This is a genomic window from Ancylomarina salipaludis (assembly GCF_004122035.1).
Lineage (GTDB): Bacteria > Bacteroidota > Bacteroidia > Bacteroidales > Marinifilaceae > Ancylomarina > Ancylomarina salipaludis.
Map to the genome: position 1 here is coordinate 207542 of NZ_SAXA01000001.1, position 23549 is coordinate 231090.

The 23549-nt window shown below is 39.4% G+C and carries 15 protein-coding genes and 1 pseudogene; 5 read left to right on the top strand and 11 right to left on the bottom strand.

Translation table 11 applies throughout. The features are described from left to right. Positions 1 to 340: 340 nt before the first annotated feature. From ilvC to EO244_RS00950, 9 genes are all read right to left on the bottom strand, one after another. Entirely contained in the window at positions 341 to 1387 is a 1047-nt protein-coding gene (gene ilvC / locus EO244_RS00910; RefSeq protein WP_129252034.1) for a ketol-acid reductoisomerase, read from the bottom strand. Positions 1388 to 1515: 128 nt separating this feature from the next. Continuing rightward, positions 1516 to 2037 (bottom strand): acetolactate synthase small subunit, encoded by a 522-nt coding sequence (gene ilvN / locus EO244_RS00915; protein WP_129252036.1) that lies wholly within the window; start codon positions 2035 to 2037, stop codon positions 1516 to 1518. Positions 2038 to 2067: 30 nt separating this feature from the next. After that, complete coding sequence (gene ilvB / locus EO244_RS00920; protein ID WP_129252038.1) at positions 2068 to 3804, bottom strand: biosynthetic-type acetolactate synthase large subunit; 1737 nt, start codon at positions 3802 to 3804, stop codon at positions 2068 to 2070. 92 nt (positions 3805 to 3896) lie between these two features. Continuing rightward, the gene (gene ilvD, locus EO244_RS00925; protein WP_129252040.1) at positions 3897 to 5732 is read right to left on the bottom strand and encodes a dihydroxy-acid dehydratase; all 1836 of its coding nucleotides are present in this window, start codon (positions 5730 to 5732) and stop codon (positions 3897 to 3899) included. 725 nt (positions 5733 to 6457) lie between these two features. After that, entirely contained in the window at positions 6458 to 8653 is a 2196-nt protein-coding gene (locus EO244_RS00930; protein ID WP_129252042.1) for a KamA family radical SAM protein, read from the bottom strand. A 185-nt stretch (positions 8654 to 8838) separates the two neighbouring features. Continuing rightward, positions 8839 to 11640, bottom strand: coding sequence for a cytochrome c3 family protein (locus tag EO244_RS00935; RefSeq protein ID WP_129252044.1), 2802 nt, complete (start codon positions 11638 to 11640; stop codon positions 8839 to 8841). Positions 11641 to 11771: 131 nt separating this feature from the next. Then, positions 11772 to 13958: a S9 family peptidase gene (locus EO244_RS00940; RefSeq protein ID WP_129252046.1), complete on the bottom strand. Its 2187-nt coding sequence runs from the start codon at positions 13956 to 13958 to the stop codon at positions 11772 to 11774. A gap of 100 nt (positions 13959 to 14058) precedes the next feature. Continuing rightward, complete coding sequence (gene hypD / locus EO244_RS00945) at positions 14059 to 16422, bottom strand: trans-4-hydroxy-L-proline dehydratase (protein ID WP_129252048.1); 2364 nt, start codon at positions 16420 to 16422, stop codon at positions 14059 to 14061. A gap of 50 nt (positions 16423 to 16472) precedes the next feature. Further along, positions 16473 to 17267, bottom strand: coding sequence for a glycyl-radical enzyme activating protein (locus EO244_RS00950; RefSeq protein ID WP_206734435.1), 795 nt, complete (start codon positions 17265 to 17267; stop codon positions 16473 to 16475). A 388-nt stretch (positions 17268 to 17655) separates the two neighbouring features. Between EO244_RS00950 and EO244_RS00955 the strand changes: the two genes are divergently transcribed. Further along, the gene (locus EO244_RS00955) at positions 17656 to 18030 is read left to right on the top strand and encodes a GxxExxY protein (protein ID WP_129252050.1); all 375 of its coding nucleotides are present in this window, start codon (positions 17656 to 17658) and stop codon (positions 18028 to 18030) included. A 139-nt stretch (positions 18031 to 18169) separates the two neighbouring features. Here the strand turns inward: EO244_RS00955 and EO244_RS00960 are convergent, their stop codons facing one another. Together EO244_RS00960 and EO244_RS00965 are read right to left on the bottom strand one after the other, a co-directional pair. Beyond that, positions 18170 to 18637 (bottom strand): GNAT family N-acetyltransferase, encoded by a 468-nt coding sequence (locus EO244_RS00960; protein WP_206734436.1) that lies wholly within the window; start codon positions 18635 to 18637, stop codon positions 18170 to 18172. Between the two features lie 71 nt (positions 18638 to 18708). Then, entirely contained in the window at positions 18709 to 20067 is a 1359-nt protein-coding gene (locus tag EO244_RS00965; RefSeq protein WP_129252052.1) for an MFS transporter, read from the bottom strand. Between the two features lie 233 nt (positions 20068 to 20300). Here EO244_RS00965 and EO244_RS17250 point away from each other — a divergent pair. The 4 genes and pseudogenes from EO244_RS17250 to EO244_RS00980 form a co-directional block, all read left to right on the top strand. Further along, positions 20301 to 20987 (top strand): annotated as a pseudogene (locus EO244_RS17250) (NfeD family protein); the annotation flags it as partial. A gap of 63 nt (positions 20988 to 21050) precedes the next feature. Continuing rightward, positions 21051 to 21716, top strand: coding sequence for an NfeD family protein (locus EO244_RS17255; RefSeq protein ID WP_449371681.1), 666 nt, complete (start codon positions 21051 to 21053; stop codon positions 21714 to 21716). Between the two features lie 114 nt (positions 21717 to 21830). Next, positions 21831 to 22541: an MgtC/SapB family protein gene (locus tag EO244_RS00975; RefSeq protein WP_129252057.1), complete on the top strand. Its 711-nt coding sequence runs from the start codon at positions 21831 to 21833 to the stop codon at positions 22539 to 22541. 38 nt (positions 22542 to 22579) lie between these two features. Next, entirely contained in the window at positions 22580 to 23458 is an 879-nt protein-coding gene (locus tag EO244_RS00980) for a class I SAM-dependent methyltransferase (protein WP_129252059.1), read from the top strand. Positions 23459 to 23549 lie beyond the last annotated feature (91 nt).

Genomic DNA, 23549 nt, shown 5'->3' on the forward strand with positions numbered 1-23549 from the left:
CTTTACTGCGATATATCTCATCGAGTCTCTTTTCCCGATGGCCGAACAAACCTAAAAACTATACAACTTGAGTGAAAACAATTTATCCGATTCAATTACGATCTTCAAATCAATTCGGGATTCAAATTCATATAAACAAACATTAATCAAACACCTAAAAGACTGAAACTTAAAAATCAAATCTATTTCGAACTGAATGGGTTATTCAACATCCTTTTTTTAATTAAATCGACTTAACATTTATACTATTGGCACCCCAAAATGGGTATGGGGAACCAATAGTTAATTGCAAATTAACAAGGTGTAAATATGTCTTACACCTAATCAACTAAGTCTTTACTTAGTTGTTCTCCGGGCGAAGCTTACGAACCGCAGTTCCGGCTTGCCACATTTCACTATCACGTAACTCTTCCAATTCAGCATCCAATTTCACCCGGTAGTCCTCCTGAGAGTTCGAGTCGATGGAACGTTGCGCTTCGTTTCCGGCAGCAACCTCCTTGTATAACTTTTCGAAAACGGGTTTGGTTGCATCACGGAAAGGCTTCCACCAATCCAGTGCGCCACGCTGAGCGGTTGTCGATGTATTGGCATACATCCAATCCATACCATTTTCAGCAACCAAAGGCATCAGACTCTGGGTCAATTCTTCAACCGTCTCATTGAAAGCCTCTGATGGCGAATGACCATTAGCACGCAAAACATCGTACTGAGCTGCAAAGATTCCCTGAATACATCCCATCAAAGTACCACGCTCACCTGTCAGGTCAGAATAAACTTCACGTTTGAAAGTGGTTTCGAAAAGGTAACCCGAACCAACCCCAATACCCAACGCAACCACACGATCGAAAGCACGACCTGTTGCATCCTGAAAGATGGCATAAGACGAATTCAATCCACGTCCCTCAAGAAACATACGACGCAAACTGGTGCCAGAACCCTTTGGTGCAACCAATATCACATCAACATCAGCCGGAGGTACAATACCGGTTCGCTCCTTATAAGTAATGCCAAATCCGTGAGAGAAATAAAGCGCCTTCCCGGGCTTCAAATATTTCTGAACTGTTGGCCAAACAGCAATCTGGCCCGCATCTGACAATAGATACTGAATAACAGTCGCTCTATCCAAAGCCTCTTCGATCTCGAAAAGATCTTTACCGGGAACCCAGCCATCAGCGACTGCCTTATCCCAGGTTTTGGAATCTTTACGTTGTCCAACGATGACATTGAAACCATTATCTTTCAGATTTAGAGACTGTCCCGGTCCTTGTACACCATAACCGATAACAGCAATGGTTTCGTCTTTCATCACTTCACGCGCTTTTTCCAATGAAAACTCTTCTCGTGTTACAACCTGTTCTTCTGTTCCTCCAAAATTTATTGTTGCCATCTTTTTTAATTTTTTATCCGGGATATAAGATTTGAAAACCAAATTCATACATCTTTTATCCCATTTTATTATTTATTCAATTTTTATTTCCAATTCTAAAATCAGAATTCATCATTCTGAAATTAGCCTTAACTGGCTTCAGCCAATTCCTTTAAATATGTTGTAAAATCTTTCTTCAAGGTAGATACCGCAACGCGTCCAGATCGTGCGAATTGCAATACGCCATATTGCTCTAACTCCTCAAACAAGTCTTGATTTTCGGCCTTATAACCTACTCTCTCAATCACCATAAAATCAGTACTCACCGTTAGAATCTTTGCATTATAATTTCTGACCAGAGCCTCAAGATTCCCATTCAAACGGGTTGAATTTGAAATTTTAAACAGAGCGACCTCCTGATGAACGATCTCTTCTGCTTCGAAATAAATCGCTTTGAAAACGCCAATAATCTTTTCAATTTGAAGCACAATATTCTCAACTTTACTTTCGTCCATGAAGGCGACAATCGTGTATCGGGACACTCCCTTTACCTCTGACTCCGAAACAGTCAGACTTTCAATATTGATCTTTCTTCTTGAAAAAACGATGGTTATTTCATTTAGGAGACCAATATTGTTTTCCGAAAAAACGGTTATTGTATATTCTTTCATCTCTTTAAATTTTAGTTCCTTATTTTAACTTTACTCCAGTCTCATATCCGAAACGGCTGCTCCCGGTGCAATCATGGGTAATACATTTGATTCGGTTTCGACAACAACCTCAAGAAAATAGGCATTGGGTGATTCCAACATTTCCCTGATCGCAGCATCCAACTCATCCCGTTTACTAACCCGTTTCGCTTGTATGCCGTAGCCCTCCACAATCTTAACAAAGTCAGGATTATCCAATCGGGTACATGAAAAACGTTGGTCAAAAAACAAATCCTGCCACTGTCGAACCATACCCAGAAATGAATTATTCAAAACAATGGTTTTCACTGGCAAATTGTATTGTCTGATTACAGCCAATTCCTGCAAAGTCATCTGAAAACCACCATCACCTGATATGGAAACAACCGTGGCCTCTTTATCTCCAATCTGTGCTCCAATGGCCGCAGGCAAACCAAATCCCATGGTTCCCAAACCGCCTGAAGTAATCTGTGTATTGGGTTTCTTAAACTCATAATAACGCGCTGAGGCCATCTGATGCTGCCCCACATCAGTACACAAAACAGCCTCTCCCTTAGTTTGTTCCGACACCAATCGAACCACCTCAGCCATATTAATCTGCTCCCTGTCCGAATAGGCTTGTTTCCTGATTACCTTATCAAATTCAAGCTGATGGTAAGCTTTAAAAGTGTCCATCCACTCAAGCTTCTCTACTCCCTTAACCAATTTATTCAATTCACTTAAAGCCTGTCTGGCATCAGCCAATACGGGCACATCAACCTTTATATTTTTATTGTGTTCCGATCGGTCAATATCAATATGAATAATCCTGGCCTGTCGGGCATATTTCGCGGTATCACCTGTTACCCTATCGTCGAAACGCATACCCACAGCAATCAACACATCACATTCGTTAGTATTTTTATTAGGTCCGTAATTACCATGCATACCCAACATGCCCACATAGAGGGGGTGATACGTCGGGAAAGACGACAAGCCCAAAAGAGTACAAGCCACCGGAATCTGAGTCTTTTCAACAAAGGTCATCAACTCCTTTTCTGCTCCTGATAAAAGAATTCCCTGACCAGCAAGCAATAAGGGTTTCTTCGCATTATTGATCAATTCGGCTGCTGCTACTATCTGGCTCATATCCAGCTGCGGTACAGGTTGGTATGAGCGAATAAAATCACACTTTTTATATTTATAATCCGCTGTTGCAATCTGTGCATCCTTGGTGATATCAACCAAAACAGGCCCCGGGCGCCCCGAGCGCGCGATATAAAAAGCTTTAGCCATCACCTCTGCAATCTCTTCGGCTTTGGTAATTTGAAAATTCCACTTCGTAACCGGCATGGATAAACCAATCATGTTGGTTTCCTGAAAAGCATCCGATCCCAAAAAGCCACTGGCTACCTGTCCGGTGATAATTACAAGTGGGGTTGAATCCAGATAAGCATCTGCCAATCCGGTCAAAACATTGGTGGCTCCCGGTCCCGATGTTGTGAAACAAACACCTGGCTTTTTACTGATTCGCGCATAGGCCTGTGCCGCATGAGTTGCCCCTTGCTCGTGACGCGCCTGATAGTGCTGCAGTTCATCCTGATGATCGTATAAGGCATCGTATACAGGCATAATCGCCCCACCGATATAACCAAATATGCTGTCGACACCTTCTTCAATCAAACTTCTAACTAATATTTCTGCACCAGATAAATGCTCTGTAGCTTTAGTCATGGTATTCGTATCCTGAGTTTCTGTTGCTAATTCCATTCTGTTTGTTATTTATCTTTGGTCGATAGTCACTGATGAGTCATTTTTCCACACAGCACAAATCGTCACTTTAACCTTTATCTTTGAATATTTTAAACGTTTCGCACAGCCCCTTTGTCTGCTGAACTGACCAGTTTCGAATAGGCTTGTAAGGCTTTCGATACGACCCGATCTCTGCCTCTTGGTGTGAACGCTTTGTTGCCAAAGGCCTCTTCTTCTTTTCTTCGGGCTTGCAATTCATCATCCGAAATACAAATGTTCAGGCTTCGGTTTGGGATGCTGATTTCAATCACATCTCCCTCTTTAATCAGGGCAATGGCGCCTCCCGCTGAAGCTTCGGGTGAAACATGTCCGATTGATAAACCTGAGGTGCCTCCCGAAAATCGGCCATCGGTAATCAGGGCACACTTGGCTCCCAATCCCATGGCTTTCAGGTAAGAGGTTGGATAAAGCATCTCTTGCATACCAGGTCCTCCCGCTGGCCCCTCGAACTTGATAACCACGACATCGCCCGCATTTACTTGTCTGGTGAGAATGGCTTCGCAAGCATCCCGCTGTGAATGATACACCTTGGCTCTTCCCTTAAAGTTGAAAACCTCTTCAGCCACTCCGGCAGTTTTCACCACACAACCATCAGGAGCAAGATTCCCAAAGAGAACCGCCAATCCTCCATCCTGAGAATAGGCATTGGCAATACTTCTGATACAACCCTCTTCTCTATCAATATCTACTTGCTTATATTCCGAAGCTTGTGAAGCAAAACTCAAGTTACGTCCACTACGGCCCGGTGCAGCATGGTAAATCGCCTTTGCTTTTTCTGTCAGACTTTCTGCTGACAGATCATATTCCTTAAGTGCTTGCTTTAAACTTTTCTGATCAACACGAGTCACTTCGGTGTTTAAAAGGCCACCCTTGTCCAGCTCGGCCAATATGCTCATGATACCACCTGCGCGATTCACATCTTCGATATAATATCTGTCGGAGTTGGGCGCGACCTTACACAGGTTTGGCGTTTGGCGCGACAAGTCATCCATATCTTTCATTGTAAAATCAACTTCGGCCTCATTGGCGATAGCCAAAAGATGAAGCACCGTATTGGTTGAACCGCCCATTGCAATATCCAATGTCATTGCATTCTTAAAAGCCTCACGTGTGGCAACTGATCTGGGTAAAACCCTAGCATCGCCCTGCTTGTAGTAAGCATCTGTTATTGTCACAATGCAGTCAGCCGCATCCAAAAACAAAGCCTTGCGTAACTTGTGTGTCGCCAATAAAGTGCCGTTTCCAGGTAAAGCCAATCCCAAAGCCTCATTCAGACAATTCATCGAATTGGCCGTGAACATACCGGAACAAGATCCACAGGTTGGACAAGCCGATTCTTCAATTTCCTGAAGACGTTCATCACTCACGCTATCGTCTCCAGCTTTAACCATGGCATCAACCAAATCAAGCTTTTCGCCTTTCGATTCGCCAGCCTCCATAGGTCCACCCGACACAAAAACGGTGGGGATATTCAATCGCATAGCAGCCATCATCATACCCGGAGTAATCTTGTCACAATTCGATATGCAAATCATCGCATCCACCTTGTGTGCATTACACACATACTCCACACTATCGGCTATCAGCTCGCGAGATGGCAACGAATACAACATGCCATCGTGTCCCATGGCGATACCATCATCAATGGCTATGGTATTGAACTCAGCAGCAAAATAACCTGATTTCTCAATCTGCTTTTTCACCATTTGTCCAACATCCTGCAGGTGTGCATGCCCCGGAACAAACTGCGAAAATGAGTTCACTATGGCTATTACGGGTTTCCCAAACATTTCCTCTTTCATGCCATTCGCCCGCCACAAGCTTCTGGCTCCTGCCATGCGTCTGCCCTCGGTGGTTTGGCTGCTGCGTAATTGGTTTTTATACATTTTGGTTAAATGTTAAGTTATTTATCCTAATCTCGTTTATCAGTTGTCTGTTGTCGCTTAATAAAGCGGAGTCAAAGCAAAAAAAAACGCTCTTCCATTTCGGGAAGAGCGCTCATCAATTCATTTGTTCGAATTATTGTGTGTGCACGCTTTCCCTCATCCTCATTTTAATAATGACGATGACCATAATAATGATAATAATGACTAGCTTACTTGATAACATACAATAATCTGATCTAAAAAAAAACCCCTTCGTTTCGGAAGAGGCTTTGAATATTTTGTAAAACTTGTTTCGTTTAGTTTAATATGCACAACCTCGATTCATGTCCAATTAGGACGCGAATAATGACGTTAATAATAATGATTGTATTCAATTGCATATTGCTTTTTCTATTTCCGGATTCCTCATTAATTTATTGAAATCCTTTTGTTTTAATCTTGTCAACGAACCTTTACAATCTCTCTTTCGATCTGATTACGCTGACAAATCTATGCTACAAATATAGGTGATAAAATCCTTTATTTCCAAATCCTACGATTCCCAAGCCTGCTTCCAGCCCTTCAATTCATTCTAAATAATATCTAAAAACACCTTTATTAACGGGCTTTCTTATTTTTAAAAGATTTTATAATTCATATTACTTTCACAGCTTTTCTTACTGATTAAATTAATAGTAATTAGTTATTTTTTCAAAGGCTATATATTTATTCAACTTAAAAAAAAATTATTCAATCTCTCCCAAGTTGGTCACTTCATCGGTCAATTTATAGTCGTATTCAGGATACTCAAACAAACTCATTCGGGGTTCGGTTTCGCCAATAGAATAACCCCAAATACTTTCATAATCGGAAATCTCTTCACCCATTTCTTCCAATTGGTTTAAGTATTCTCCAATCGACTTCGATTCAATAATAATCACCTTATCCATCTCGTGTACAGCCGGACTGTGGGCACGGGTTTTGTCCAACTCAAACTCCAATATTCGACGACCGTAACGAGTGATGCCAATCGTCCTGAATGTCATACTCTTTCCTACCCCTGGTAGGTTCAGAACATTCCTATCCGTCGCAAGAAATGGCAAAGCTAATTTTCGCATCAAATTTCGAATATTATCAACTAAGTCCTCAGCATGATTTGCGTATTCGAATATTTCCTCTTCGTACTCAGGCGGAATCTGACCAATTCTTTTTTCCTCAGTTAACTCCTGAACCGATCGCTCATTGGTGGCAAAATTAAAGCTATTTTCCATATAACCTTTTACACTAAAGGTGTAATAATTCAAAACCCCAATTTCATTCAGAACCTGACGGAGTTTCGCAGAATGCCCCCGTCGTGATGCTGCCGAAGTCAATACCAGTTGATTGGTAACCGTCCACCCTGCGTTATTTAGTAAACGCACCGCCTCCCGTGCTTCGGGTGTCAGTTCCATGGGCGATTCAAAATGCGTTTGTACAATAAACTTCTTCACGCCCAATTGCGATGCATTGTGTTTAAAATCCTTCAAAACCTGCACAAACTCAGCATTAATTCTTTGGGGTAGATATACAGGTATTCTTGTTCCCAAACGAACTCTTAAAATCTCAGCATACTTCTCTCCATCCGGGCGCTTTTCATTCGCTTTCTTTTTTCGTGCAGCCATATCATAAACGGCATCCAAAATTTGTTTTAAGGATTGATTCGAGCACATAAAAGCATCGCCACCTGTAATTAAAATATCGCGCAATTGAGAATCAAATTCGAAATACTCAAGCAAGCGATTTAGTTTATCGGGCCAGCTATCTTTAGGTTTAAGCTTGTCGAGATTAAAATTCAAATTTCCTCTCTGAAAGTCGAACATGCGTTGGCAGGAAGCACAAAGGCCTGCACAGGCTCGTCCCATGGTATCGGGGATTAATATAGCCACCTCAGGATAGCGACGATGAATATTATGATTCGATGGCAAAAGCCAACCCGCAGCATTGGGTTTTCCAGGCTCAACCAAATCTTCCTTCTCCCAAGCCACAATATGGCCGTATTCATCAATCAATTGTTGACTATACAGCACATAATACCTAATGGCCAAATCGGCACCAATCGCAAAATAAGGGACGCGAACATGAAGTAAGGATAAATAATAAGGATTAACAAAAAAGGGAATCCCCTTCTTTTCAGCCTTATAAAGAATCTTCATTGAATCGGGGTCGAGGGATTCATCCAATAACTCGTTTAACAAATCGGGGGAACGAACCGCAAAGCTTAAGTGAAACCTGTAATCATCCCACCATTTTAGCATCAGAAAATATTTTTGCTCATCGCTCAAGTCGGGAGGAAAAATATAAGTCTTACTTTTTATTTCACCCGAATCTATTTTCTCAATCAGAACGTTAACAATACGTTCCCTATTTTCTTCCCGGAGTTTTATAATTCGGGGATCAAGCCCTGTACACCAACGATCCATCCAGGCCTCAATTCTTTCACGAGCAGGTATTTCGCGCTTGTAAGTGCCACAAAACTGACGAAATAAATAAAGCATATCATTGAAAAAATAGGGTTTTGCCCCGCCCGTCCCGTAGTTAACAGCAAGCCAAATTAATTTAACAGGGTTGGTGACCGCTTTTTCATTCCCAATGTTGGGGTCATGGAATTCACGCCCGGCATTATCGATATAGTCGAGTATTCTAATGGCTGCAAAATCGCGCCAGGACAATTTCTCATAGGCATCCCGGCCTTTTACTTTCCCCTTATAAAACCGATAAGCATCCTCGTGTTTTTTCAGTTCTGCAAGCACCCAATACCGAACTCCCTCCAAAGCTTCCGTCGAATTCTTAGCCTGACTCATAATCTCTTCTAAAATCGGACTTACTTTTAAAAGTTGTTTTAAAAGCATGTGCGATTTAACACTAATAGCTATATGATCAAGTTGATGTCCTTTCGATACCATTATTCATTTTTTTGCATTCTTTATAAGATACGATTTTTTACGCTCTTTTACTAATGCATTTTCGAATAAGAATGCTTATGATATCTAGCACAGAGGGTAATCTGCTGAAACAAAATGAACCGTTTGAAACCGAATATTCACAGCTTAAATCCGGACAAAAGACGCCAATCTGAAACTGATAATCTTTACTTCACACCTAAAAGCAAAGAATAAATAATCAAACTAATTAACAAGAAACCGAGGAACAGGAAGAAGAAACCAAAGAGCTTAACAGACAGACGTCTTTCTTTTGTAATCTCCATTTCGACAAGCTGCTCATCCAATTTTCCGGAATCTTTTAGTTCCTGATAATCTCTTGGTCGATCATTTTTATACTCATCAAGCAAAACATGCCCTGTAAAAATAACCGTATCCATAGGGAAAGATTCGGGACGGAAATGTGTATTGAAAAAATGAATGGTAAATATAAAGCCTACAGCTAGCAGGGCTTCATCACTATGTATGATTTGGGCAACATTGATCAACCATCCCGGTAGAAATTTGGTGAAAACTTCAGGAAACCACAACATCAATCCTGTAAAGCCAATAATCGCAACGCCCCAAAATACAGCAAAATAATCAAATTTTTCCCAATAGGTCCATCGTCCGTACTCTGGACGCTTCCCTTTCCCAACAAACCATTTCAAACTTGCCCAAAAATCTTTAAGATCCTGACCATTGAACATGAGTGAATGTCTGCCAAATATAAACGCCGACCATTTCAGTCCCCTTTGACGCTTGTTCTGCACAAGACTATAAAGATGATAAACAAAATATGAAAAGGTCACAACAGCCCCCATACGATGCAAAATACCTGCTGTCTCAACACCTCCCAATAAGTCAACCAGATATCTGGCCCATTGCATATTGGCAAACTTCAGCATCATTCCTGTTAAAGCTAAAACCACAAAACTTAGAATGACAAAAATGTGCGTATACCGCTGACTATCAGTGAAACGTCTAATATAAACCGCCTTGCCCTTAGGTTTATGCAATTTTCTTTTCCGTCTCTCCCTTAAGGATTGAGGTAACCACAACAAGGTGTGCAGACCAAAGAATCCAAAAACAAAAATCAACAACGAAGACATGCTCCAGAAGGTGTAATATAAAACCGGATATTTATCGCGATTATTGTGAGTGGCATGCGTTAAAAAACCCGTAAATCCCATATTGGCATCCTCATGACATTTCTGACAAGTCGCCACAATATTGTTGTAGCCAACAGCTGAGTTGGGATGCTTGACATTCATATCTGAATGCGCCCCATGACAATCGGAACAACGCGCGGCTTGTAAATAACCAAGCTGATATGCTTTCCCATGATAGGTTTCCATATAAGTATCCGACAAACGTTTATGACAAAGCCCACATTGATGGGTAATTTCATGCATAAATTTATCCTTATCAATCTCGGTGATCAGGTGAGCCGAATGACAAACCGTACAGGTCGGGTATTTTTCCTTCTCCTTATCATTCACAATACTATGATCACTCTTGATGTAAGTATTGTAAATTCCTCTATGGCAAGTCCCGCAGGTTGCCGGTATATTTTTCGGATAAACCGAAGATCTTTTGTCACTATCTTTCAGCACAAAATGGGTCGTATGACAATCGGTACACACAGCACTTGACAAAAGTCCCTTTTTAATCATCCCCTTACCATGAACACTTAAAGAATAATCGTGATAAGCATCCACTTCCTTAAGTGTTGTTTGCTGAATTGCCCTCCCATTTTCACGATGACAACCTCCGCAAAGTGTTGGAATTGAAAGACGATAAACAGGTGAGGTTTCATCCTTTTTGGTTTTGATCAGATGTTTTCCGTGACAATCGGTACAATAAGGGGCCGATTCTTTCCCTTCGAGATGAGCGACTCCATGGCCACTTATAGTATAAATCTCTGATATTTCGGCATGACAAGAGGAGCAATCCACTTTACCAGCCGTTTCACAAGGCCGTTTCTTTCTGGCAGAAACATCTGAATGACATTTTACACAAGTAATATTGTTATGGGCAGAACTTGTCAGAAAATTCACATCAACCTGAAGAGGAATGGTATCCAATCCAACCACTTTATGAATCTCTTTCTTTTCGTGACAAACCAAACATGAACGATCAGAAATCGTCTCAAGAATATTCTGGATATTAACCACATGAGGAGGATGACAATCAGTACAGGCGGGAATGGCACCCGGTTTTTTCTCCCACTGCTGTTCATTAATCACCTTGGTATGAACCTGTTCAATTCTTGCATGGCATTTCATACAAGTTGCAGCAATATTGTTGAGAGAAATACTGGAATGCCGATTGGTATGAGGCAAAATCAAATGATTCCCATGGCAATTATTGCAGGTTGCCGTCACAATCAAACCACTTTTATACAAACCTTTACCGTGAATACCCTGACTATAATTCTCCAAAATATTGTGCTCGGTAATCTTATAGGTTCGAGCCACAGGGGCACCTTCACGATGACACCTCCCGCAAAGAATGGGAATATTCATTTTATAAGTTCTACTATCAGGATTAGAATGGGACAAAATATCATGCCAGCCATGACATTCTCTACAATCGGGAGCATATCTTGCCTTTTTAGCAAGGGCTTTACCATGAATCCCCTCTTTAAATTTAGCCATAGCCTCTTCATGACAAATTCCACAGTCAACAGGCTTCATTATAGAAGGATGAGGCCAATCATCACCAACAGCCGCTTCAGGATGACAAGAAATACAAGTTACATCTTTATGAATGGATTTAAGTAAGAGCGGATAATCCACCCAAACGGATTGTTTTTTAGCCTTCCCTTCTCTGACAATATACGGATCGTCATGACACATCATACAAGTTTCGTCATCCTGGGCAATAAGATGGGGACTGCTGAAGAAAAACAACAGAAAGACAAAACATCCAATGAAGCCTTTAGCTTTAACGAGGTAGGAATCATCCATATCGAAAGGAAATAATAGCTATTAAACTTATTTCCTAACTAAGTTAATGACTATTCGAGGGAAATAAAAATAAAAAAAGCCGAAGGAACGACTTCCCCCGGCTATTAAACTTACCTATCTTTTTAACTTTCCTACTTCAAATTCTCATTTAAAAAGTCAGTCATCATCCCATAAAGGTGCAAGCGTGTTTTACCACCATAAATACCATGATTTCGATTGGTGTATAAATGCATTTGAAATTTTTTATTGTTCTGAACCAACTCTTCTGCCAATTCAAGGCTGTTCTGCATGTGTACATTATCGTCAGAAGTCCCGTGAATTAAGAGAAATTTCCCTTTCAACTGATCGGCAAAGCTAATTGGTGCATACTTATCATAGCCTTCGGGATTTTCCTGTGGTGTACGCAGGTAGCGCTCAGAATAAATACTGTCGTAATAACGGTAGTTTGTCACAGGAGCCACAGCTATTCCGGCAGAAAAAACATCCGCTCCACGAAACATACATAGTGAAGACATTTGTCCACCAAAACTCCAGCCAAACACACCTATTTTATTACCATCTATATAGTCCAGACCAGCCATATATTTACCGGTTTCAATCAAGTCGATGGCTTCCAGATTCTGAATTTGCATGTAAGTGCATTTTTTAAAGGCTTCTCCTCTACCTCCTGTTCCACGATTATCAACACAAACTACCACAAAACCTTCCTGAGCCAAATATTCGAACCACTCGAAACGGTAACGATCCAAAACACGCTGCGATCCAGGCCCTCCATAAAAAGTTAGTAAAGCCGGATAATTCTTCGTCGCATCAAAGTTTGTTGGCTTAATCATAAAGGCATTCAACTCCACATCTTCTGTGGTTTTAAAAGAAAAGAACTCTCGTTGCGGCAATTGATAAGCTGCCATTCTTTTTTTCAAGTCTGCATTATCTTCAAGCACGCGAATCTGTTTGCCTTTAGCATTATGCAAAGTCACCAAAGTTGGTGTTTGAGTATTCGAAAAATAATTAATGTAGTATTTGAATCCCTTAGAAAAAACAGCCGAGTTCGTTCCCACATCAGTACTCATTTTATTGGTTCGTTTTCCCTTTATATCAACACAATAAATCTCGCGTTGCAAAGGTGAAACGGCTGCAGCCTGATAATAAAAAAGCTTGTGTGCCTCATCATAACCCAAAAATTGAGTCACGTCCCAATTTCCTTTAGTAATCTGACGCTTAAAATTCCCTTCAATATCGTAAAGATAAATGTGATTGTAACCAGATTTCTCACTCGTTAAAATAATCGATTTTCCATCTTTGGTAAAAGTTAAATCATCGTTCACATCAATCCAAGCCTTATTTTTCTCTTCGTAGATCAGCTTAGTCTCACCCGTTTGGGCATCTGCAAACAAAAGCTCATAATGATTTTGATGACGATTCATACGAACCAGACTCAACACTTCAGGATTATGTGTCCATTTGATTCTGGGAATATACTGGTCAGTCTCCTCACCCACATCCATAGCCTGAATTTTATCCGAAGCCAAATCGTAAACATGAATACTTACCACTGAGTTATCTTCACCAGCCTTTGGGTATTTGAAAGTGTAATTTTCAGGATATAAAGCGTTGGCTTTCTTCTCCGGGTATCGGCCTTTAAAAACCGTCATATTAAACTGCTTTACACGAGATTCATCGAAACGCATAAAAGCAATGCGCTTTCCATCAGGCGACCATTGAAAACCCTTACTAAACGAAAATTCCTCCTCGTAAACCCAATCCGGAGCCCCATTAATAATATGATTGTATTTGCCATCAAAAGTGAATTGCTTCTCCTTATTGGTTTTTAGATCTTTAATAAATAAATTGTTCTCTCGAAAGAAACAAACCTGATCGCCTGCAGGTGAAAAATCGGCCAACTGCTGACGCCCTGAAGATAGGGCCTCTAATTTCTTATTCTCTCTATCGTAAACAAAAAATTCAGCCGAATAGGAGTGGCGATAAATATTAATTCGATTACTTGCCAACAAAAGTTTCTTCTCATCTGAGGAAAATTGGTAACTATCAATTCGCTTGATATCTGTCTTTTCTATCTTAGATAAATCGAAAAGCACTTCAATCAATTGTCCGGTAGCGTAAGCGTATTTTTCAACTCGTTGCCCATCTTTTAGAATAGTGTAATGCGAGCCATCGTTCATCGAACGCAAGCCGTAAACCGATTGAGCATTGAAAGTTCCTTTTAACGTCACATCTTCCAACGAAAAAGTCTTGTCGCCATTTTGTGCCCCAACAATAAATGCAATCAATAATAAGGGGATTAGGAGTAGTCGTTTCATATTATATGGTTAAAGAATAAAGGTTAAGTTTAAAATAGTTGAACTGCCTCTAAAGAAGCAATCCAACTATTTACCAAACTAAAACTAATTGAGTTGATGTTTAAAATTCTGTGTGTTCATTTCGGCGGATAATCTCATTTTGAAGATCCTCACCCAAATCGTTAAAATAGTCGCTGTATCCTGCTACACGCACAATCAGATCTTTATACGATTCCGGATTTTTCTGTGCGTCGCGAAGGGTATCGGCACTAACCACATTGAACTGAATATGATGTCCATCCATACGAAAATAAGACCGAACCAAATTCATCACTTGAGTGATCCCCGCTTCATCTTCCATAAACTGTGGACTGAACTTCTGATTCAGAAGCGTTCCTCCTGTACGCAAATGATCAATCTTTGATGCCGATTTCACCACGGCTGTTGGACCTTTGGTATCGGCACCCTGATAAGGCGAAATCCCTTCGGAAAGAGGCATTTCTGCCAAACGTCCATCGGCAGTAGCGCCCATAATATTTCCAAAATAAACATGACAAGTCGTCGGAAGCATATTGATACGAAAAACGCCTCCCTTTGCTGTAGGTCTGCCATTTATTGCCTCATAAAAAGTTTCAAAAATATCCACAGCTAAATCATCAGCATAATCATCATCGTTACCATATTTGGGTGTCTTATAAATCAAATCGCTTCGCAACTGATCGTAACCTTCGAAATTAGCATCCATGGCTTTCTTAAGCTCTGTCAGGCTCAACATCTTCTTTTCGAAAACATTCAATTTTATAGAAGCCAACATGTCAGTCAAACTGCCCAAACCTACCCCTTGAACGTATGAGGTATTGTAGCGGGCACCGCCTGCATTATAATCTTTTCCTTTGCTGATACAATCGTCAACTAAAACCGAAAGGAAAGGCACTGGCAAATAAGTCGCATACAAACGCTCAATCACATTATTCCCTCTTAGTTTAATATCAGCAAAATATTTCACCTGCTTTTGCCAGGCAGCAAACAGTTCTTCGTAAGAGTCGAAGCTTGACAAATCACCCGTTTGCAAACCAATCAGTTTACCCTTACGTGGATCTACACCATTATTCATGGTCACTTCAAGAATCTTAGCCAAATTGAAATAACCACTCAGACTGTAGTTCTCTGTTCCAAAAGCACCCGTTTCAACACAACCCGAACAGCCACCATTACGCGCATCCTCGATACTTTTTCCCTGACGCAACATCTCCTGAATCACCGCATCGGTATTGAAAATTGAAGGCTGACCAAAACCCGTCTTTACAATTCGAAGCGCTCTTTTGATAAAGCGATCCGGGTTTTTCTTGCTCAACTGAACCATCGAACTTGGTTGCAAGAGACGCATCTCTTCAATCACATTCAACAGAACATATGACATCTCGTTCACAGCATCAGAACCATCCTCCTTCAAACCTCCAAGATTGATCAAACAGAAATCGGTATAGGTGTTACTTTCTTTAGCCGTCACCCCCATTTTAGGTGGTGCAGGATGATTGTTGAATTTAATCCAGAAAGCATGCAGTAATTCGTACATACTCTCTTCGCTTAATTTTCCCGTCTTGACTTCCTGCTCGTAAAAAGGCAACAAGTGCTGATCCAATCGGCCCGGATTAAAGGAATCCCATGGGTTAAGCTCTGAAATCACACCCAGATGTATAAACCAATAATGCTGTAATGCCTCGTGCATTGTCTGCGGTGCATGCGCAGGCACCCTGCGACAAACTTTAGCCATCTGCTCCAATTCTGCTTTTCTTATAGCATCCTCTTCTACTTTAGCCAAACGTTCAAGTTCATCAGCATGACGCTTTGCAAAATGGATAATGCCATCGCAAACAATATCCATGGCTTTCAGCTCTTCCTGCTTATCGTAGGCTTCATTGTCATAAAAAAAATCCAACGCCTCTATCGCTGCTTCAATATCCTTTTTTACATCAAGAAAACCTCTTTGAAACATTTTCTTTCCCAAAACTGTGTGTCCCGGAGCCCTTTGCTCCTGAAACTCGGTAAAAATACCCGCTTCGTAAGCGTTTAACCACTCAGGAGTCATATTCCCAATCAGTTTGTCCCGATTGGTTTTGCCAGTCCAAAATGGGATAATACTATCCTCATATATCTTAAATGTTTCTTCATCTACTTTAAAAGACACTTTCTCTCTTTCATTCAAAATCTTGAGATCATCCAATGAATGAATGCAAATTTCAGGATAAGTCGGACAGGCTTTAGGTGCTGGTCCACGCTCACCGACAATCAGTTCATCAGGATTGATGCATATCTTTTTATTTGCAAAAAAATGTTGGAAAGACATGGCACGTTTCACTGGTGTAGAAACCATTTGTGCCTCATCTGATTTATAAAATTCGGTCATTAACAAAGCACGCTCCGGCGATATGCAGTTGATTGCATTTAAACTTTGTTCTCTTAATTTTTGTATTCTAGTGTTCATATTCTTAATTAGTAATTATTGATTATTAATTGTAAATCGTTAATTGTAAATCAGCCTCCTACTTTCACTGTATACCCCTCTGCCTTAAAAACATTCTGTACCCAAACAGTATCTTCTTCCAAGAGAGAAGGGATGTCAGGCATAGTTGTTTCAATTCCAAAGCGTCGGAATTTATCCTGTCCGGTTCGATGATAGGGTAGAATATGAAATTCGGGTTTGCTAGGCAATTGGTTCAAAAAATCGAGCATCAAATTGATATTTGATTTCGAATCGTTATAGCCTGGGATCATAGGGAAACGAATAATTATACGCTTTCCTTTTTCTGACAGATAAACCAAATTATCCAGAATCAACTGATTGGAAACACCTGTGTGCTTTCGATGGTCCTCATCGACCATGTGTTTCAAATCGAAAAGGAAAAGATCGACATAATCGATAATACGATCAAGTTTGTCCCTTTTTGCATAAGCTGTGGTATCCAAAGCTGTATGGATTTCTCTTTCTTTACAAGCCTTTAGTATGCCCTCTAAAAAATCGATTTGCATCAAAGGCTCTCCACCACTAAACGTAACACCTCCGCCCGATTCATCAAAGAAGAGCTGATCATTTTCTATCTCAAAAATCAATTGGTCAAGCGAATAGACTTTACCAATCTGCGACTCATCAGCAACTTCGATATCCCCCAGGCGATTGCTTCGGCAGATTGGCTCAATACCTGCCTTATAAGATTCCGGATTATGACACCAGACACAACGCAAGGGACAGCCTTTAAAAAAAACAGAAGTTCGAATCCCTGGCCCATCATGCACAGCATAGCGTTTAATATCAAATACAATTGCTTGCATTATTTCAAACTTTAAAATACGAGCTAGCAACAAGTTGCAATTATCCCATTAAGGATATGCCCTGGTACTCGTATTACAATTCATAAAATGTGAGTATAATTATCAACCGGTAGGATATCGGTCGATATTAATTCCAAAAATTTGGATATAGAAATGGAGGTCGGATCAACAAATCCAACATTCGTAGAGGCCTTTATAGGAAGGTTTTTGTATTACGGTTTTAGTCATCTTGCTTACAGACTTTTTAGTAACTCTGTAAAGTTATGACTTTTTTTGAATAGAAAAACTGACAATTAGCAGCTTTCAATAATTCACCACGAATTCACGAATTAAGTTTTTTAAATTATTTTATTAATTTTAATATCAATCATTTAACCATCTGCATTGTATGACTGAAATCTTGTATAAAGAAGAAAGCTATAAAATTATGAATAAGTGCTTTACTGTGCATAATAATTTAGGCTTTGGTTTTCTAGAAATCGTCTATAAAGATGCGCTTGAATATGAATTTAAAAAAGCTGGAATCCCTTATGAAAGAGAAAAAAAATATGAAGTCAACTATAAAGGCGTTATTTTACCACATAAATTTTATGCAGACTTCGTTTTGTACGATAAAATAATTCTTGAAATAAAAGCCATAGCGCAGTTGCACGCAGCTTTTACTTCACAAGCATTTAATTATCTTAAAGTTTCAAATAATAGGTTAGCTTTAATTGTCAATTTTGGAGAACCAAGCTTAACAAGTAAACGAATTGTATTATAATCCAAATTGAAGTTAGTATTCCCATCATTATAAATACAAGTGAGATTTTATACACTTACCTCTTAAAAAAACACAAATTAATTAAAATTTCATTCGTGAATTCGTGGTTATATATTTTTAAAGGGTATACTGAAAATACTTACTCCTTAATCATTCCAATATGTGGAATTCCATCTTCCAAATATTCCTCCCCCATTTGGACAAAACCATGGCTTTCGTAGAACTTCTTCAGATATTTCTGAGCTGATATTTTAATTCGGTCTTCCCCGTAATGGGCTTTTATAGCTTTAATACTCTCAGTCATCAAAGCATGTCCATAACTATATCGTCTTTCATCTTCTGCAACAATAACCCGCCCAATACTACAAGCGTCGAAATAATCACCCTTATTGAACAGACGTGCATAAGCACAAATCTTTTTACCCTTACAGCCTAAAACATGCAAAGCTTTTCTGTCTTTACCATCCTGATCAAGATAAACACAATCCTGCTCTACAACAAAAATTTGCGATCGCAGCTGCATTAAATCATACAATTCATCAAGGGTGAAATCATTAAATTCCATGACTCTCCAATGCAGACTTGTAGCTTCTGTATTTGCTTTCATACCATGTAAAACTATAGAAAGACCACGAATTCTTAAACCCGTGGCCTAATTTTTATCAAATGAGATATTTCTTATTTTGAATTGGAAGGCAGCTCAAGGCCATAACCAGAGATCTTGTCTTCACGCTTTAAAAGGATTGCAAATAATAATCCCAGAATCCCAAGAGCTGCAAACATGATTAGAGTAAACGTATAGTTGAGACTCTCAACTCCTTCAGCATTTGTCTTATCCAATACCACTCCAGCCAGGATAGGGAAAATCCACAACCCAATATTCTGAATCGAAAACATGAATCCATAAGCCGAACCAATACGTTTTTCATCAACAATTTTAGCAACTGAAGGCCACATTGAAGCAGGGACCAATGAAAATGCAATGCCCAAAATAACCATCAATACATATGGATTAATGGTCGTAAATGCAAAACAAGTATGTACTAACACTAAGATTAAAGACCCGTAAATCATCAAACTGGCAGCACGCCCGTATTTATCAACAACAAAACCAAAAAGAGGGGTGAAAAACATCGTCCCAACCGGCAACATGGATGAAATAAAGCCCGATTCTTTCACACTTAAACCAAATTTATTTAAGAAAAAATCGGCTGAGAACGATAAAAATGGAAATACAGCTGAATAGAAAGTCAAACACAATAAAGTCACATACATAAACGACGGATTCAGAATCAGCTTCTTCAAATCAGATAGTCTGAATGGATCACTTTTAACAAGCTCACCATCTTGTTGACTTTGCCTATCAAGCTTCAAGTCCAGCATCATGTAAATCATGAAAACAATTAAGGAAGCTGTTACAAAGAAGGCTGCAAACCAAATGGCTGTTGTCCATCCTGCCGGAGATTCAATCAAAATTGGAGACAAATTAAAAGCCAAAAAAGAACCTGTTCTTGCCAGGCCTAATTTCACTCCAAAAGCCAAGGCCAACTCTTTACCCTTAAACCATTTCACAATAATTTTGGATATAACCACAATACTGGTCTCAGCACCCAATCCAAAAAGGAAACGCCCTAGAAGCATCATCTTCAATTCCGGAGAATAGGATGGCATAAATGAAGACATAAATCCGTATCCCCAGCCCCCGTTGGTATAGATATCACTAGCGCCATAGGCCGTAATTAAAGCACCAAAAGCCATAAACGAAACAAACATGAAACCCGTTCGACGTATTCCCAATTTATCAAGAATAACACCACCCAATACGGCCATTAATAAAAACACATTGGGAATCGAATATACAGAAACAAAAAGTCCAAAATCAGTTGATGAAAAACCAAACTCTTCGGTCAATTTTGATTTTAAAGGCGATAGTGCATCATAAAAATAATAGTTTGCTGCCAATACAAAACCTACCATAAGTAGCATTCCCCAACGAATCCATGCATTATCACGAAGTGTTATTTTCAAATTTCCCATATCTATTTTTAACTAAATGTTTGTTGTCTTTTGTAATTAGCTTGAATTTTTATCAGCTTCGAAAATACAAATTAAATTGAGACTTATACTTTAAAATACATGTATCCTGATCTTATATTATTCTTTCTACACAGAAAATTATGACTAAGTTTTTTTGTAATTAAATCGATGAATTAAGCGCAATGATTATCTTTAATAAATATTACATCATCAGAACTCAATTCTTTTTAGATATGAAGGCGCGCATAGTCCATTTATTATTTCTGCTTATCATTCCTTTTGTTTCATTTTCACAACAAACCAATGATAGTTTAGAGTCAAATAAAGTCAAAGTATATCAATTTGATATTAAACAGGAAATCGGGCCTCCGGTTTGGCGACAGACCAAAGATGCCTTCTCTGAGGCTAAAGAGTGGAAAGCTAACATCTTTCTCATTCATATGAACACCTATGGAGGAATGGTGGTTCATGCCGACTCTATCCGCACTGCAATTCTCAACAGTAAAATACCGGTTTATGTCTTTATCGATAATAATGCAGCCTCTGCAGGTGCTCTTATTTCTATAGCCTGCGATAGTATATATATGCGTACGGGCGCTAATATTGGTGCTGCAACTGTAGTAAATCAAACAGGACAAGCTATGCCTGACAAGTATCAATCCTATATGCGTTCAACCATGCGAGCCACGGCTGAATCCCATGGGAAAGATACCCTGATTCAAAATGGTGATACCATTATAAAATGGAAAAGAGATCCTCTGATAGCTGAAGCGATGGTTGACCCGCGCACCTATATCAAAAATGTAATTGATACGGGTAAGGTATTAACTTTTACACCCAACGAAGCTATTAAAAATGGGTACTGTGAAGGCATCGCCAATTCGATTGAAGAAGTTTTGGAACAAGTGCATGTTAAAGAATATGTCATTAAAAAATACGAACCATCCGGCATTGAGAAATTAATTGACTTTATGCTGAATCCTATGTTACAAGGTATTTTCATCATGCTCATCGTTGGAGGCATTTATTTCGAATTGCAGTCGCCGGGAGTTGGTTTTCCTTTGATTGTCGCCATTATTGGTGCTTTCCTATACTTCTCGCCACTTTATCTTGATGGGCTGGCTGCCAACTGGGAGATTATAATTTTCGTTTTAGGTGTCATCTTACTTGGGGTTGAAATATTTGTCATTCCCGGATTTGGTGTTGCCGGTGTTTCTGGTATCATTCTTATCATCGCTGGTCTTAGTTTAAGTTTGATTGATAATGTCAACTTTGAATTTGAACCCCGACATGTCAAATCCCTTTTAGGAGCCATTCTACTTGTCACCTTTTCAATGCTCGCATCAGTTATTTTGTCAATTAATCTCAGTAAAAGACTTTTTGCCGGAAGTGGTTTCCTTGGCAAATTGGCTCTGAATACAGAAGGAAAAATCGAGGAAGGTTTTATCGGAGTTGATATGAGTCCAAAAACATTAATTGGCAGACAAGGTATTTCCTCTACAGATCTTCGTCCTTCGGGTAAAGTGATAATTGATGATGAAATTTACGATGCCAAATCAGAAGATGGTTTTATCAATAAGAACACCGAGATTAAAGTAATCAGATACGAAACCGGACAAGTGTATGTAATCAAAAGTGAAAATGGATAAATCTGTTTATTCGCAACAATCTCTTTTATTTCTTTTTCTTTAAACATTTTAACATCAACCTGCAACTTGACACTTTAGCCTTAATCTCTATCTTTACACTCAAAATAAGAGTCTATGAGTTTCATTGAACACATAATAAATGAACAGAGCATTACTACAGAAACAATAGCCTTCAGAATGCTATTGAGTCTTATTGTTGGTGCTGTAGTCGGATTCGAACGTGAATACCACAAACAACCTGCCGGATTACGCACACACATTCTCATTAGTATGGGAGCCACGCTTATCATGTTGCTTTCTATTTATATTCCTCAAACATTCAGCCAATACAAACCTGCTGATCCTGCCCGATTGGCTGCGCAAGTTGTGTCGGGTATTGGTTTTTTGGGAGCAGGAGCCATCATGAAATTTGGCTTTAACGTTAAAGGCTTAACCACAGCAGCATCCATTTGGGTGATTGCAGCTATCGGTTTAGCTGTTGGTGCCGGTATGTACTGGGCAACAACTATTGCAACACTAATTTTATTATTTGCATTGATTTTCCTTGATATTATTGAGAAATGGATGTTTCCTGCAAAATTCATCAAATACCTAAGGATATATTCTTCGGCTGGTTATGACCTGCAAACTGATCCCATTTCAGATCTGCTGAAAAAGCATAAAGTGAGCATTCGTACAATAGATATTGAACAAACCTTTGATGACAAACGAACCAGCCTTTATTTTGTTATTCAAATTAACGAGAATGTAAAAATCAATACCCTTTCTAAAGAAATTGGTCAGATCGAAGGCGTACAACGAGTTAAACTCCAGCAAATTGTCTGATCCTATTCAATCAAAATATTACATCTACAAAAAAGCATATGAACCTAATTAATAATGGGAAACTCGATTTTTCCCAATTGGAAAGTATTACTAAAAAACCCAAACTTTTCACTAAAGACAAAATCAACTTTTGGCAGGATCCTTACATCTCCGAACACATTTTGTATGCGCACTTAGACGATGAAAGTGATGAAGGTTCCCGAAAATATGAGACTATTATCAAATCTGTTTTGTGGCTTTCCGAATATATGGATCTGCCCAAAGGAGCACGTCTACTCGATTTGGGCTGTGGCCCAGGCTTATATAGCGAACATTTCCACGGACAAGGTTTTAAGGTAACTGGTATTGACTTTTCACAAAGTTCTATCAACTATGCAAAAGAAGAAGCCAAAGCCTCACAATACGATATTGAATACCTCTGCCAAAATTATTTGGAAATTGATTACACCAACGAATTTGATGTAATCACCCTTATTTATGGCGATTTGTGTGTTCTTTCACATCAGGAAAGAGACTTGCTTTTGACCAAAGTGCGCAAAGCGCTAAAGCCAGGTGGTTATTTGATATTCGACTTGTTCACCAAACAATATTTTAAAAAAGGACACGAAAACCAATCCTGGTATTTAAGCCGGGAAGAAGGTTTTTGGAAAGAGGACGAACATCTGCTCCTACACGAACATTTCAAATACAAAAAAGAAAAAGTTCGCCTGGAGAAATATACTCTGATTATGGCTGACGGAGAAATGCAGAGCTACCATATCTGGAAACATTACTTCTCTCTTAAACGTGCCAAAGAAATGCTTCATGAGCATCAACTTATCTTAAAAGATTTTTGGAGTGACCTTTGCGGAAAACCTTATGAAATTGAGAGTTCATGGATAGGTATGATTGCTCAAAAACCTTTATCTAAACAATAAAAATCAGCACTATCTCCAAGTTTAATTTTAAGCGTAAAAAAAACAATCTCTTATCAAATACAATTCAAAACCCAACAAAATCCCCAAACAC

Bases quoted from the DNA above. Each gene is read 5' to 3' on its own strand.
- ilvD (WP_129252040.1), bottom strand. From the start codon at position 5,732: ATGTATAAAAACCAATTACGCAGCAGCCAAACCACCGAGGGCAGACGC.
- EO244_RS00980 (WP_129252059.1), top strand. From the start codon at position 22,580: ATGAACCTAATTAATAATGGGAAACTCGATTTTTCCCAATTGGAAAGT.
- EO244_RS00975 (WP_129252057.1), top strand. From the start codon at position 21,831: ATGAGTTTCATTGAACACATAATAAATGAACAGAGCATTACTACAGAA.
- ilvB (WP_129252038.1), bottom strand. From the start codon at position 3,804: ATGGAATTAGCAACAGAAACTCAGGATACGAATACCATGACTAAAGCT.
- EO244_RS00955 (WP_129252050.1), top strand. From the start codon at position 17,656: ATGACTGAAATCTTGTATAAAGAAGAAAGCTATAAAATTATGAATAAG.
- ilvN (WP_129252036.1), bottom strand. From the start codon at position 2,037: ATGAAAGAATATACAATAACCGTTTTTTCGGAAAACAATATTGGTCTC.
- EO244_RS00960 (WP_206734436.1), bottom strand. From the start codon at position 18,637: ATGAAAGCAAATACAGAAGCTACAAGTCTGCATTGGAGAGTCATGGAA.
- EO244_RS00940 (WP_129252046.1), bottom strand. From the start codon at position 13,958: ATGAAACGACTACTCCTAATCCCCTTATTATTGATTGCATTTATTGTT.
- ilvC (WP_129252034.1), bottom strand. From the start codon at position 1,387: ATGGCAACAATAAATTTTGGAGGAACAGAAGAACAGGTTGTAACACGA.
- EO244_RS00930 (WP_129252042.1), bottom strand. From the start codon at position 8,653: ATGGTATCGAAAGGACATCAACTTGATCATATAGCTATTAGTGTTAAA.
- EO244_RS17255 (WP_449371681.1), top strand. From the start codon at position 21,051: ATGTTACAAGGTATTTTCATCATGCTCATCGTTGGAGGCATTTATTTC.
- EO244_RS00950 (WP_206734435.1), bottom strand. From the start codon at position 17,267: ATGCAAGCAATTGTATTTGATATTAAACGCTATGCTGTGCATGATGGG.
- EO244_RS00935 (WP_129252044.1), bottom strand. From the start codon at position 11,640: ATGGATGATTCCTACCTCGTTAAAGCTAAAGGCTTCATTGGATGTTTT.
- hypD (WP_129252048.1), bottom strand. From the start codon at position 16,422: ATGAACACTAGAATACAAAAATTAAGAGAACAAAGTTTAAATGCAATC.
- EO244_RS00965 (WP_129252052.1), bottom strand. From the start codon at position 20,067: ATGGGAAATTTGAAAATAACACTTCGTGATAATGCATGGATTCGTTGG.